At 71.5% G+C, this 11,685-nt stretch carries 14 protein-coding genes; 6 read left to right on the plus strand and 8 right to left on the minus strand.

The genetic code is table 11. The features are described 5' to 3' along the window. Positions 1-3 precede the first annotated feature (3 nt). The 4 genes from ABEA24_RS13865 (at position 4) to ABEA24_RS13880 (ending at position 2,095) form a co-directional block, all read left to right on the plus strand. A complete protein-coding gene (locus ABEA24_RS13865) occupies positions 4-195 on the plus strand; it encodes a zinc-binding dehydrogenase (protein WP_425551182.1) in 192 nt (63 codons plus the stop codon). A 42-nt stretch (positions 196-237) separates the two neighbouring features. Beyond that, entirely contained in the window at positions 238-915 is a 678-nt protein-coding gene (locus tag ABEA24_RS13870; protein ID WP_345431175.1) for an SDR family NAD(P)-dependent oxidoreductase, read from the plus strand. Positions 916-1,059: 144 nt separating this feature from the next. Continuing rightward, positions 1,060-1,770, plus strand: coding sequence for an AzlC family ABC transporter permease (locus ABEA24_RS13875; RefSeq protein ID WP_345431176.1), 711 nt, complete (start codon positions 1,060-1,062; stop codon positions 1,768-1,770). 13 nt (positions 1,771-1,783) lie between these two features. Further along, positions 1,784-2,095 carry an AzlD domain-containing protein gene (locus ABEA24_RS13880; RefSeq protein WP_345431177.1) on the plus strand — a complete coding sequence of 104 codons (312 nt, stop codon included), beginning with the start codon at positions 1,784-1,786 and terminating at the stop codon, positions 2,093-2,095. Positions 2,096-2,230: 135 nt separating this feature from the next. Here ABEA24_RS13880 and ABEA24_RS13885 read toward each other — a convergent pair whose 3' ends face one another. From ABEA24_RS13885 to ABEA24_RS13910, 6 genes are read right to left on the minus strand one after another with little or no spacing between them, the layout of a single operon-like run. Next, a complete protein-coding gene (locus tag ABEA24_RS13885; protein ID WP_345431178.1) occupies positions 2,231-3,232 on the minus strand; it encodes a M24 family metallopeptidase in 1,002 nt (333 codons plus the stop codon). After that, the gene (locus tag ABEA24_RS13890; protein WP_345431179.1) at positions 3,229-4,149 is read right to left on the minus strand and encodes an ABC transporter ATP-binding protein; all 921 of its coding nucleotides are present in this window, start codon (positions 4,147-4,149) and stop codon (positions 3,229-3,231) included. The genes ABEA24_RS13885 and ABEA24_RS13890 overlap by 4 nt, the downstream gene beginning before the upstream one ends. Continuing rightward, entirely contained in the window at positions 4,146-4,922 is a 777-nt protein-coding gene (locus ABEA24_RS13895; protein ID WP_345431180.1) for an ABC transporter ATP-binding protein, read from the minus strand. Before ABEA24_RS13895 ends, ABEA24_RS13890 begins: the two co-directional genes overlap by 4 nt. After that, positions 4,919-5,764 (minus strand): ABC transporter permease, encoded by an 846-nt coding sequence (locus tag ABEA24_RS13900; RefSeq protein WP_345431181.1) that lies wholly within the window; start codon positions 5,762-5,764, stop codon positions 4,919-4,921. The genes ABEA24_RS13895 and ABEA24_RS13900 overlap by 4 nt, the downstream gene beginning before the upstream one ends. Beyond that, complete coding sequence (locus ABEA24_RS13905) at positions 5,761-6,786, minus strand: ABC transporter permease (RefSeq protein WP_345431182.1); 1,026 nt, start codon at positions 6,784-6,786, stop codon at positions 5,761-5,763. The genes ABEA24_RS13900 and ABEA24_RS13905 overlap by 4 nt, the downstream gene beginning before the upstream one ends. Next, entirely contained in the window at positions 6,783-8,375 is a 1,593-nt protein-coding gene (locus ABEA24_RS13910) for an ABC transporter substrate-binding protein (protein WP_345431183.1), read from the minus strand. The genes ABEA24_RS13905 and ABEA24_RS13910 overlap by 4 nt, the downstream gene beginning before the upstream one ends. A 135-nt stretch (positions 8,376-8,510) precedes the next feature. Between ABEA24_RS13910 and ABEA24_RS13915 the strand changes: the two genes are divergently transcribed. After that, a complete protein-coding gene (locus tag ABEA24_RS13915; protein ID WP_345431184.1) occupies positions 8,511-9,134 on the plus strand; it encodes an Lrp/AsnC family transcriptional regulator in 624 nt (207 codons plus the stop codon). 117 nt (positions 9,135-9,251) lie between these two features. On the opposite strand, the gene ABEA24_RS13920 is transcribed toward ABEA24_RS13915, so the two are convergent. Together ABEA24_RS13920 and ABEA24_RS13925 are read right to left on the minus strand one after the other, a co-directional pair. Then, positions 9,252-9,611, minus strand: a complete 360-nt coding sequence (locus ABEA24_RS13920) for an avidin-fold protein (RefSeq protein WP_345431185.1) — start codon at positions 9,609-9,611, stop codon at positions 9,252-9,254. A gap of 151 nt (positions 9,612-9,762) precedes the next feature. Further along, positions 9,763-10,713, minus strand: a complete 951-nt coding sequence (locus ABEA24_RS13925; RefSeq protein WP_345431186.1) for a helix-turn-helix transcriptional regulator — start codon at positions 10,711-10,713, stop codon at positions 9,763-9,765. A 124-nt stretch (positions 10,714-10,837) separates the two neighbouring features. Here ABEA24_RS13925 and ABEA24_RS13930 point away from each other — a divergent pair, with 124 nt between their 5' ends. Further along, a complete protein-coding gene (locus ABEA24_RS13930; protein ID WP_345431187.1) occupies positions 10,838-11,671 on the plus strand; it encodes an NAD(P)H-binding protein in 834 nt (277 codons plus the stop codon). Positions 11,672-11,685 lie beyond the last annotated feature (14 nt).

Below are 11,685 nucleotides of genomic sequence, written 5' to 3' on the forward strand. Positions count from 1 at the left end.
GTGATGATCATGAAAGCCGTGGCCTTGGCGCAGGTGCCGGGCACCGCCGAGACGCTGTCCACGCTCGCCGCACACGTCGCCGCGGGCGCCCTGTCGGTGCCGGTGACCGCCGTGCACGACCTGGAGCAGGCCGCACAGGCGTTCGCCGCGTTCGGCGCCGGCGCCCTCGGCAAGATCGCGATCACCGTCACCTGAGTCACCACACCGTTCTCTCCACGTTTCCCCGAAAGGATCGCTGTGACCAGCATCGCCATCGTCGGAGCAGGCCCCCAGCTGGGCCTGGCCATCGCCCGCACCTTCGGCTCCCGCGGCTTCGACGTCGCCCTGATCTCCCGCAACCGCGCCAAGCTCGACGATCTCGTCGGCAAGCTCACCGCCGAGGGCATCACCGCCGCCGCGTTCCCCGCGGACGTGCTCGACCGCGACGCGCTCACCCAGGCGCTCAAGGACGCCGCCGTGCGGTTCGGCGGGATCGACGTCCTGGAGTACTCCCCGGTGGGGACGTTCGGCATCACGACTCTGACCGCTCCGGCCGGGACCGAACCGTCTCATGTGGAGTTCGAAATGAACTTCCAGCTGTACGGGGCCATCGCCGCCACCCAGGCGGTGCTGCCCGCGATGCGCGAGGCCGGCGCGGGCACCCTCCTCTACACCACCGGCGCCGGCTCGATCGACCCCGACCCGCGGGTCGCCAACGTCAACGCCGCCGCGGCCGCGCTGCGCAACTGGGCGATGAACCTGCACAAGGAGTTGGTCGGCACCGGTGTCCAGGCGGCCCACGTCGGCATCGACGTGTCGATCGGCACCGCCGTCATGCCCGGTCTGCCCACGGCCCAGCCCGAGGAGATCTCGCCGGTCTACTGGGAGCTGCACACCACCCACCGCGACGAAGCCGAGCGCGTCTTCAGCCTCTGACACCCCTCCGGCCACCTGATCGCGCCGCGGCGTGCTACGGCCATCGGCATGCGGCCGGTCAGGTCCGCAGCGACCCGGGATCGGGTCGCATTGGGTGCAATTTCGTGCAAGACCACCCCACTCTGGGCCTCCTAACCTGCGGATATGGATTCGGAGAGACGCGCCGCCATCCGCGACGGGCTGGGGGTCGGCCTGGCCGTCGGCCTGTCGGGGCTGGCGTTCGGGGCCGCGGCGGTCGCGGCCGGGCTGGGAGTGGCGCAGACCTGCGCCCTGAGTCTCGTGGCGTTCTCGGGAGCGTCGCAGTTCGCGCTGATCGGCGTGATCGCCGGCGGCGGCAACCTGATCGCGGGGGCCGTCGGCGCGGTGCTGCTCGGCGGCCGCAACGCCCTGTACGGCCTGCGGCTCGCGCGGACGCTCAACGTACGCGGATGGCGGCGGTTGCTGACCGCCCAGGTCGTCATCGACGAGACGACGGCCGTGGCCACCGCGCAGCCCGGCCCACGGGCGGCCCGCGCGGGGTTCTGGGCCACCGCCATCAGCATCTACACCACCTGGAACCTCGCCACCCTGCTCGGCGCGCTCGGCGCGGCCCGGCTGGGCGACCCGCAGACGTACGGGCTCGACGTGGTCGGCCCGGCGGCGTTCCTCGCCCTGCTGTGGCCGCGGCTGACCTCCGGGGGTACCGAGCGCGTGGTCGCGCTGCTCGCGATGGCGATCGCGGTCGCGACCACGCCGCTGCTGCCCCCGGGCGTGCCGGTGATGCTCGCCGCCGTCGCCGCGCTGGCCGGGATCGTACGGCGCCGCACGCCCCAGGCCCGTCAGACCGGCGAGCGCCGGGAACTCTCAGAAGTCTAGGAGGAGACAGATCATGGCCGTCTGGATCGCCGTGGTGGCGACCGGGCTGGGCTGCTACGCGCTCAAGCTCACCGGGCTGGTCGCCCCCCAACGCGTGCTGGACGACGAGCGGGTACGGCGGTTCACCGCGCTCGTCCCCGTCGCGCTGCTGACCGCGCTGGTCGCCGTGCAGACACTGGCGCACGGCCGCACCCTGGAGCTGAACGGCCCCCGGCTGGCCGGGCTCGCCGCCGCCGTCGTCGCGCTGCTGCTGCGCGCCCCGTTCCTCGTCGTCCTGGTGGTCGCGGCCGTCGTCGCCGCCGGCCTCCGCGCCCTCGGCGTCTGAACCGGATGACGGCGGTCTCGGGAGTTCCGGCGGCCGCTGCAGGTGCCGGAGACGGCCCGCCCCACCGGCCTGCGACCCCGTGCCGCTCCAATCGTCGAGCGGCCAGGGATGTCCGGGGCATCCGGCATGCGCGCCCTAGAGGTCGACCACCGAGATCAGGCGGGGCGTCTGGTTGAGCCGGCGGGCGCCGAAGTCGGTGCAGACGACGACGTCCTCGATGCGCGCGCCGTACAGTTCGGGCAGGTAGATGCCGGGTCCGATCGACATGGTCATGCCCGCGTCGAGGACGGTTCCGTCCTCGGGCGTGAGGTAGGGCGGCTCGTACTCGTCGAGGCCGATGCCGTGGCCGGTCCGGTGGAGGATGAACGCGCCGTACCCGCTGTCGGCGATGACCTCGCGGGCGATCGCGTCGATCTCGGCGACCGCGACACCGGGGCGCACCGCCTCGCAGGCGGCGGTCTGGGCGGCTAGCACGACGGAGTACATCGCCTCGAAGTCCTCCGGCGGCTCGGCCACCACGAACATCCGCCCGGTGTCGGAGCAGTGGCCGCCGTACCGGCCGCCGAGGTTCACCCGGACGGCGTCACCGGGGTTGATCACCCGGTCGGACGGCCGATGGTACGGATCGGCCGAGTTCTCCCCCGCCGCGACCGCCACGAACACGATCTCCTCGTGGCCGCTCTCGAGCAGCAGGATGCGCAGTTGCCGTGCCATCTCGCGCTCGGTCGCGCCGGACCAGGTGAGGTCGCGTGCCGCGACGAGCGCCCGGTCGACCGCGATCGCCGCGCGGTCCATCAGCTCGATCTCCTCGGCGGACTTGCGCATCCGCAGCGGCGCGAGCAAGGGCGCGGCGGAGGCGATCGGCGTCTCCGGGCCGAGCGCCTCCTGCAGGGCGAGCAGTTCATGGGCGGGCATCTGCGGATCGACCGCCACCCGCGCACCGGTGGGGATGAGCGAGACCGCCTCGCCGAACGCGTCGGCGACGTGGACCGGCGGGCCGTCCGGCGTGACGACGAGGAACGCCCGGAGCGTCGCCCCGGTGAGGTATCTCAGGTTCGACGACGGCCGCAGGACGAGCGCGTCGACGCCGTGCGCGGTGAGCAGGGCACGGAGCCGGTCCAGGCGTTCTCCGCTCACTCGGCGGCCGAGCCCGCTGTGTCGTAGAGCCAGCAGGACACCCCGTCCAGGGGCACCGGTTCCCGGGTGGAGCAGACGTCCATCGCGCTCGGGCAGCGCGGGTGGAACCGGCAGCCGGAGGGCGGTGCGGCCGGGTTCGGCACGTCGCCGGGGAGCTCGGCGGGCAGCGTGCCGGAGCCGTCCGGCGCGGGGATCGCGGCGAGCAGCGCCCGGGTGTAGGGGTGCTTCGGGTCGTCCCAGACCTCGGCGGTGCGACCGGTCTCCACGATCTTGCCGAGGTACATCACCGCGATCCGGTCCGCGATGAGGCGTACCACCGACAGGTCATGGCTGATGAACAGCAGCCCGGCGCCGGATTCGACGGCGAGGGACCGCATCAGCCCCGCGACCTGTGCCTGCGCGGAGGCGTCCAGCGCCGAGATGGGCTCGTCTCCGATCAGCAGGGACGGTCGCGCGGCGAGGGCGCGGGCGATGGCGATGCGCTGCCGCTGCCCGCCTGAGAACTCGTGGGGGTAGCGGCCGGCCACCTCGGCGTCGAGACCGACCCGCTCCAGGAGCTCACCCGGTGTGGCGTCGTCGCGGATCCCGTCGGCGATCTGCCTTCCCACGCGGCGGCGCGGGTTGAGCGAGGCGTACGGGTCCTGGAACACCATCTGGATCCGCGTCAGCTCCGGGTCGCGACGGCGCAGGCCGAGCGGGCGTACCGGCCGGTCCTCGAAGGCGACCGAACCGGCGGTGGGAGCGGTGATCCCGCAGATCGCGCGGGCGAGCGTCGACTTTCCGCAGCCGGACTCGCCGACCAGGCCGACGACCTCGCCCGCTTCGACGGTGAGGCTCGCCCCCGCCACGGCCCGGACCGGCGGGCGGCCGGGGGTGCGGTGGTCGACGACCAGGTCCTCGACGGACAGAAGGGTCATGGGGTGCTCCGGTCGGGCAGCGCGTCCAGCAGGGCACGGGTGTACGGATCGGCCGGTTCGCGCATGACCTGCGCGCGCGGTCCGGTCTCGACGAGGCGGCCGTCCCGCATCACGCTGATCACGTCGGCGACCGACGACATCACGCCGAGGTCGTGGGTGATGAGCAGCACCGCGAGGCCCAGGTCGTCGCAGAGGCCGCGCAGCAGCCGGAGGATGCCGGCCTGCACGGTGACGTCCAGGGCCGTCGTCGGCTCGTCGGCGATCAGCACCTGCGGGTCGCAGGCGAGTGCGATGGCGATCGCGATGCGCTGCCGCATCCCGCCGGAGAAGTGGTGCGGGTACCGGCCGAGCGCGCCCTCCGGGTCGGGGATGCGGACCTTGCCGAGCAGTTCCGCGGCCCGTTCCCTCGCCTGCCGCCGGTCCAGCTTCAGATGGTGGCGCATGGGGTCGGTGAGCTGACGTCCGACGGAGAGCATGGGGTGCAGGCTGGTCGACGGGTCCTGGAAGACCATGCCGATCTCGCTGCCGCGCCGCTTGTTCATCTCCTTCGGCGCGAGCGCCAGCAGGTCGGTGCCGCCGAGGGAGATCGTTCCGCCGGGGCGCGCGCCGTGCGGGAGCAGGCCGAGGACGGCCAGGCCGGTCATGGTCTTGCCCGAGCCGCTCTCCCCCGCCAGTCCGTGCACCTTCCCCGCCTCCAGGGCGAGGTCGATGCCGCGGATGAGCCGTCTGCCGCCCAGCTCGACGGTGAGCTCTTCGATGGCCAGGATCGTCACAGCGCCCGCTCCTTGATCGCCCTGGCGGTCCGCGGGTCGAGCGCGTCGCGCATGGTGTCGCCGAGGAAGTTGAACGCCATCACCACGGTGAGGATGGCCAGTCCAGGGAAGACCCCGACCCACCACTTGTCGAACACCTGCGTGGCCGACGCCACCATCGCCCCCCACTCCGCGGTGGGCGGCTTGGCGCCGAGGCCGAGGAACGACAGGCCGGACAGCAGCAGCAGCTGGGTGCCGATATCGAGGGTCGCGAGCACCAGGACCGGGCCGGTCACGTTGGGCAGCACGTCGGTGCGGAGCGAGCGCCACACGGAGAAGCCGAGCAGCCGCCCGCTGAGCACGAACTCGCGGGACCGGATGCCGAGCACCAGACCGCGGGTGACGCGCGCGTACGCCGGCCAGGAGACGACGAGGACCGCCAGCACCGCGTTGCGCAGGCTCGCGCCCAGCGACGCGGCCACGGCCATCGCCAGGATCACCGTCGGGAAGGCGAAGACCAGGTCGGCCACCCGCATGATCGTCTCGTCCACCCACCGGCCGAAGTAACCGGCGCAGGCGCCCAGCAGGCCGCCGATGACCACCGACAGCGCCACGAGCAGCAGGGTCAGCGGGATCGAAAGCCGCGCGCCGTACAGCACCCGGCTGAAGACGTCCCGGCCCAGGTCGTCGGTGCCGAACCAGTGCGCGCCGCCCGGCGGGCTCAGCCGGGGGAACTTCTGCGCCAGCGGGTCGTACGGGGCGAGCAGGGGCGCCGCGACCACGACGATCAGCCAGGCGATGGTGACGACGAGGCCGACCACGGCGAGGGGCCTCCGCCACGCCTCCGGAAGACGGCGGATCATGTGCTCCTCACTCTCGGGTCGATCACGCCGTACAGCACGTCGACGATGAGGTTGACCACGACGTAGATCGCGCCGACGACGAGGCCGACGCCCATGACCGCGGGCAGGTCGAGGTTGGTCGCGCTCTTGTACGCGTACTGTCCGATGCCGGGCCAGGCGAAGATCGACTCCACCAGCACCGTGCCGGACAGCAGGCTTCCGAAGGCCAGGCCGGCCACTGTGATGATCGGGACCAGCGCGGCGCGCAGCACGTACCGCAGCAGCACCACGCGTCCGGGCAGCCCCTTGGCGCGTGCCGCCCGCACGTAGTCCTGGCCGAGCACCTCCAGCACCGCCGAGCGGGTGAACCGGGTCAGCAGGCCGATCGTGTACGCGGCGAGCACGAGCGCGGGCAGCGCCAGGTGACCGACGGCGCTGGCGAACACGTCCCACTGGCCGGCCAGGGCCGCGTCCACCGTGTACAGGCCGGTGACGTGCGGCGGCGCGGACATGGTGGGAGCGATCCGGCCGGAGCCGGGGGCCAGCTTCAGCCGGTAGAAGACGAAGTAGAACGCGAGCAGGGCCAGCCAGAACGTCGGCACGGACACGCCGGCGAGGCTGGTCACCCGCAGGAACTGGTCGACGATCCGGTCCCGGCGCAGCGCCGCGATCACTCCGAACGCGACGCCGACCACGAGCGACAGCAGCAGCGCCGCGCCGGCCAGCTCGAACGTCGCGGGCACGAACTCCGCGAGGTCCGCGTCGACCGGGCGGTGGCTCTGCTGCGACTCGCCGAGATCGCCGTGGGCGAGATTCCGCAGGTACGTGACGTACTGGACCGGCAGTGGCTTGTCCAGGCCGTGCTGCTCGCGGAACTGCTTGACGATCGCCGGGTTTCCGAGGGCCTGCTGCCCCAGGTTGGCCGCGGCCGGGTCACCCGGCACCAGGTTGGTGAGGGTGAAGGTGACCAGCGTGACCCCGACGGCCAGCAGTACGGAGACCGCCAGCCGCCGGGCCAGGAAGCGGATCAGCTGATGCTTCACTTGCTGCCGAGCGCCGCGAGGTCGATGGTCCACACCGGGTTCAGCGCCAGGCCGGTCACCGAGGCGGCGCTGACCACGTGCTGGCTCGGCTGGAACAGCGGAACGATCGGACCGCCCTGGTTCAGCTGCGCCTGGATCTGCTGGTACTGCTGCGCGCGCTCGTCGCCGATGGTCTGCGCGGCCTTGTCACCGGCCTGCTCCAGCGACGTGGCGTCGCCCTTCTTCCAGCCCGCCCGCAGGCCGATGAGCTTGCCCGGGAGGAAGGCGAGGTAGTCGCTGGCGTCCGGGTAGTCCGGGCTCCACCACCACAGGCCCATCTCCTCCTTGCCGTCGCGGTAGTTCTGCAACGCGGTCGCGATCGGCGCGGGAGCCAGGTCGACGGTGATGCCGACCTCCTTCAGGTTCGCCTGGATGCGCTCGGCGAGCGGCTGGAAGGACAGCCCGTTGAGCGTGTAGTCGCTCGGGAACTCCAGCTTGACCTTCGGAGCGGTGACACCGCTCGCGGCGAGCGCCGCCTTGGCGCCGGCCACGTCACGCTGGGTCGCCTGGGCGGCGGGCAGCGCACCGTTGATCATCGACGGCACGATCCCGGCCGCCTGGACCGAGCCCTCACCGGCGAGCTGGAGCAGCCCCTGGTAGTCGACGCCCTTGCGGACGGCCTCGACGAACTTCGGGTTGGACGTGACCTTGCTGACGGCGCTGCTGTGGTTGGCCAGCAGGAAGAACACGCTCGCCGAGGCGCCCTTGGCGACCTGCAGGCCCCCGCCGATCCCCTGGGCCTGATCGGCCGACAGGTCCAGCGCGACCTGGCTGTCACCGCGCTGCACGTTCAGCTTCTGCGTCGGCGCCTGGACGTTGCGGATCACCACCTTGCCGTACGTCGGCTTGGTCGTGCCCCAGTACTTGGCGTTGGCCTTGAGCACGACCTGCGTGCTCGCGTTGAACGACTCCAGCACGTACGGGCCGGAGCCCGCCGACTGGCCGTTGAGGAACGACTCCGCCTTGTCGTCGGCGCCCTCGGTGCCGCCGTGGGCCTTGACGACCTTGGAGTTGACGATGCCGAGCGCCGGGTTGGGCAGGATGAACGGCAGCGCCGGGTTCGGCTGCGCCGACCGGAGCTCGATCGTCGTGTCGTCGACCTTCTTCACGGTCACGCCGTCCAGCAGGAACGACGGGTTGCCCTTGAGATCGCGGACCCGGTTCAGGGAGAACACCACGTCGTCGGCGGTGACCGGGCTGCCGTCGGAGAACGTCGCCCCCTGCCGCAGCTTGAGCGTCAGCGTCTTGCCGTCCTTGGACTCCTGGTACGACTCGGCCAGCGCGGGCACCGGCTTGCTGACGTCGGAGCCGGTGAAGGTCAGCAGCGTGTCGTAGAGCGCCCGGTCGACCAGCAGGCCGGTCTGCTCGTACATCCGGCCGGGGTCGGCGGTCTTCAGGTTGAAGGACGTGTCGACGACCAGCGCCTTGCCTCCGGACGCCGATGAGGACGAGGAGGAGGATCCGCCGCCGGAGCATGCGGTCAGGCTGATCGCGGACGCCACGAGGACGGGCAGGATCGCCCGCCGGGGCACGGAGCGCAGGCTCGGCATGTACAGCCTCCGATGATTTCGGTCAGGGCGAAAAGTCCGCATCTAGACGTTTAAGCGTCGATAGTGCAGGGTTGCGCCATTGGTGTCCACAAACACCGCGAAAGTCGAGATGAACTGCTCGGGAGGCACGAGATCATGGCCGAAACGTCGGACGGACCGTCCTCTGAGGAGTGGCGGCCTGGACAAATCCCTCCCGACCTCGACGCCGTCAGCCTCCGGATGCTGGACGTGCTGCGCGAGGACGGCAGGATCTCCATCGCCGCCCTCGCACAGCAGGTGGGCATCTCCCGCGCCAACGCCTACAGCCGGTTCGAGGCGCTCCGGGCGAACGGCGTGATCGTCCGGTTCACCGCCCAGGTCGACCACGTCCGCAGCGGGCTGGGCGTGTGCGCACTGGTCTTCGTGACCGTCCGCCAGCAGATGTGGCGGCAGTTCCGGAACCAGCTCGCGCTGATGCCCGAGGTGGAGTACTGCGCGATCACCACTGGCCAGCACGACGCGATGATCCAGATCAGGGTCCCCGACGTGGCCACGGTGCATCACCTCGTGACGCATCGGCTGGCGAGCATCCCGGCCGTCAAGGCGACCGAGACGGTGTTCATCCTCGATGAGGTGCTGCGCCGCCCGTACGTCCTGCCCTCGGATCAGCGACCGCTGCCCCAACCGTCGGGCGCCGCCCCCGGCACCGATCCGATGCCGCTGGGGATGACGCGATTCGTGCGCGCGGACGCCGGCCGCGCCGGCCTGAGCGAACTGTAGGGCGCGTCTGACACATCCGCTGTCCGGCTGCGCGACCGCCGGACACCCCCTGGGGCGACCGGCGACGGGACCGCCGGCTCGCCGTTCGCCGATCCGGCGGTCCACCGCCGGCCGCTCTCAGGCGGGGAGCTCCTCGCAGACGCTGACCTGCGGCGTGTCGTCCCCGTCGAACGTGAACTCCTCGACCAGTCGGAGCCGCCCGTCCGGCAGCAGCTCGATGCGGCTGGTGCTGCGCCCGGCCACCGGCGACTCGCCGTCCATGGTCAGGTGCACGTAACTGAGTTCGATCTCGTCCTGGCGCCGGACTCCGACGAACCGCCCGTGCAGCACCGTGTCGCCCTCGTAGCCACCCCAGATCACGCCGTCCTCCTCCCGGTAGTCGAACCGGGTGGGCGCGTCGGGATCCACCCGGCTCGCCGTCGAGCTGACCATGGCGAACCGCCGGCCGTCCAGGTTGAGCTGCGTCGTCTCGTTCACGGAATGCATCGTGCCGGGTTTCGCGCCATCCGCAACCGGCGCTGAACACTTCGCCGAGCACGCGCCCTTCGCTTGGACGAACCGCGGGATCTCACTCTGGAAACCGCCCATACGTCTCGATCCGGGGCTGCCTACGAGACGACCGGGTCGGTCAATCATCCGGCTCTTCGCCGGCGCGGTGCAGGCGTGCTGCCAGCGCTCGAACATGCTCTCGGAGTTCGGGCGGGTCCACGACCTGGAAATCGATGCCTTTGATCGCGATGTACACGGCGATCTGATCCAGTGAGCCGGCACCGGCGTAGAACAGGCACGACTGCTCATCGAGCTTCTCCAGCCTTCCGGCAGCAGGTGAGGTGTGTTCGGCGACCACTTCGATCGGAGCGAGAAAGAGGATCTTCGCCTGGAATCGGTACGGCGCCGAGGACAACGCCTCGGACATGAAGGCACGGAGGTCTTCGGCCGGTGCCGGCCGTGGAGTGAAACGCGGGCCGGGCTGGGGCGGGCCGTCGATACGGTCGACACGGAAGGTGCGCCAAGCGTCGCGGTCCAGGTCGAAGGCCAGCAGGTACCAGCGGCGGCCGGTGTGCACCAGGTTGTAGGGCTCGGCGCGGCGGACGTGCTTCTGATAGCCGAACCGGATTCCCTCATGGGCGCGGCAGGCCGCGGCCAAGACCGCCAGCAGGTTCGCGTCCACTGCTGGTCCGGGGCCGGTCAGCGGCACGATCGCGGACTGCATCGCCGTCACCCTGTGGCGCAGCCGCGAGGGCAGGACCTGTTCGAGTTTGGCCAGCGCGCGCAACGACGTCTCCTCCATTCCGGAGACCGATCCCACGGCGGCCGCGCGCAGCCCCACGGCTACGGCGACGGCCTCGTCGTCGTCCAGCAGCAGCGGCGGCAGAGCGGCGCCGACGCCCAGGCGGTAACCGCCGGCCGTGCCGGTCGCGGACTCCACCGGGTAGCCCAGGTCGCGGAGCCGATCGATGTCACGCCGGACCGTGCGTGTGGTCACGCCCAGCCGGTCGGCCAGTTCCGGCCCCGGCCAGTCGGGCCGCGACTGCAGCAGCGACAACAGCCGCAGCAGCCGCGCCGAGGTCTCCAGCATGCGCGAGAACTCCTTGAAAGGCGATGTTGCTTGAGGACCATACCTGTCCTCAACGGTTCCTAGTGTCTCGAGTGCCGGCCCGAACGGCGCACGGCCCGAACCACGCGATCCAAGGGAGAACGTCATGATCCTCGTCACCGGCGCCACCGGGAACGTCGGCCGCCACGTGCTGGACCTGCTGGTCGAGAACGGCCGCGCCGTCCGCGCCCTGTCCCGCGACCCGCAGCGCGCGACGTGGCCGGCGGAAGTCGACGTCATGGCGGGCGACCTGGCCGACGCCGCATCGCTGGGCCCGGCCCTGGCCGGCGTCGATGCGGTGTTCCTGTTCGCCGTCCCCGGCAGCGGACCGGGTTTCGTCGCCGCGGCGCGGCAGGCAGGAGTGCGCAAGGTGGTGCTGCTGTCCTCCGGGGCGGTCGATGACGACGCGCAGGCCCAGGACGGACCGATCGCTTCGTACCACGCCGAGATCGAGCAGGCCCTGCGCGCCTCCGACCTGGAGTGGACCTTCCTGCGTCCGGATGTCTTCGCCGCCAACACTCTGATGTGGGCCGGGCAGACCAAGACCGGCGACGTGGTGCGCGGTGCCTACGCCGAGGCGGCGGCCGCACCGGTGCACGAGACCGACATCGCCGCCGTCGCAGTCGCGGCGCTGACCCAGGACGGGCACGCGGGCCGCGTCTACGAGCTGACCGGTCCCGAGTCGCTGACCCATGCGGAGCAGGCCCAGATCATCGGCGAGGTGCTCGGCCGGCCAATCCGCTTCGCCGAGCTTCCCGCCGAGACGGTGCGGCAGGCCATGAGCGCACACGTCCCGGCTCCCATCCTCGACGGCATCTTCAAGGTCTGGTCCGCCTCCGTCGGCCGGACCACACCGACCACCACCGGCGTCGAGGACGTCACCGGCCGCCCCGCGCGCAGCTACCGCGAATGGGTGATCGACCACGCCGCCGCATTCTGACCGCCCTTCACCCC

The organism is Actinoallomurus vinaceus (genome assembly GCF_039542055.1).
Taxonomy (GTDB): domain Bacteria; phylum Actinomycetota; class Actinomycetes; order Streptosporangiales; family Streptosporangiaceae; genus Actinoallomurus; species Actinoallomurus vinaceus.

Excerpts from the sequence above, each read along its gene's own strand:
- ABEA24_RS13865 (WP_425551182.1), top strand. The coding sequence starts at position 4 with ATGATCATGAAAGCCGTGGCCTTGGCGCAGGTGCCGGGCACCGCCGAG.
- ABEA24_RS13875 (WP_345431176.1), top strand. The coding sequence starts at position 1,060 with ATGGATTCGGAGAGACGCGCCGCCATCCGCGACGGGCTGGGGGTCGGC.
- ABEA24_RS13880 (WP_345431177.1), top strand. The coding sequence starts at position 1,784 with ATGGCCGTCTGGATCGCCGTGGTGGCGACCGGGCTGGGCTGCTACGCG.
- ABEA24_RS13890 (WP_345431179.1), bottom strand. The coding sequence starts at position 4,149 with ATGACCCTTCTGTCCGTCGAGGACCTGGTCGTCGACCACCGCACCCCC.
- ABEA24_RS13900 (WP_345431181.1), bottom strand. The coding sequence starts at position 5,764 with ATGATCCGCCGTCTTCCGGAGGCGTGGCGGAGGCCCCTCGCCGTGGTC.
- ABEA24_RS13910 (WP_345431183.1), bottom strand. The coding sequence starts at position 8,375 with ATGCCGAGCCTGCGCTCCGTGCCCCGGCGGGCGATCCTGCCCGTCCTC.
- ABEA24_RS13915 (WP_345431184.1), top strand. The coding sequence starts at position 8,511 with ATGGCCGAAACGTCGGACGGACCGTCCTCTGAGGAGTGGCGGCCTGGA.
- ABEA24_RS13925 (WP_345431186.1), bottom strand. The coding sequence starts at position 10,713 with ATGCTGGAGACCTCGGCGCGGCTGCTGCGGCTGTTGTCGCTGCTGCAG.
- ABEA24_RS13930 (WP_345431187.1), top strand. The coding sequence starts at position 10,838 with ATGATCCTCGTCACCGGCGCCACCGGGAACGTCGGCCGCCACGTGCTG.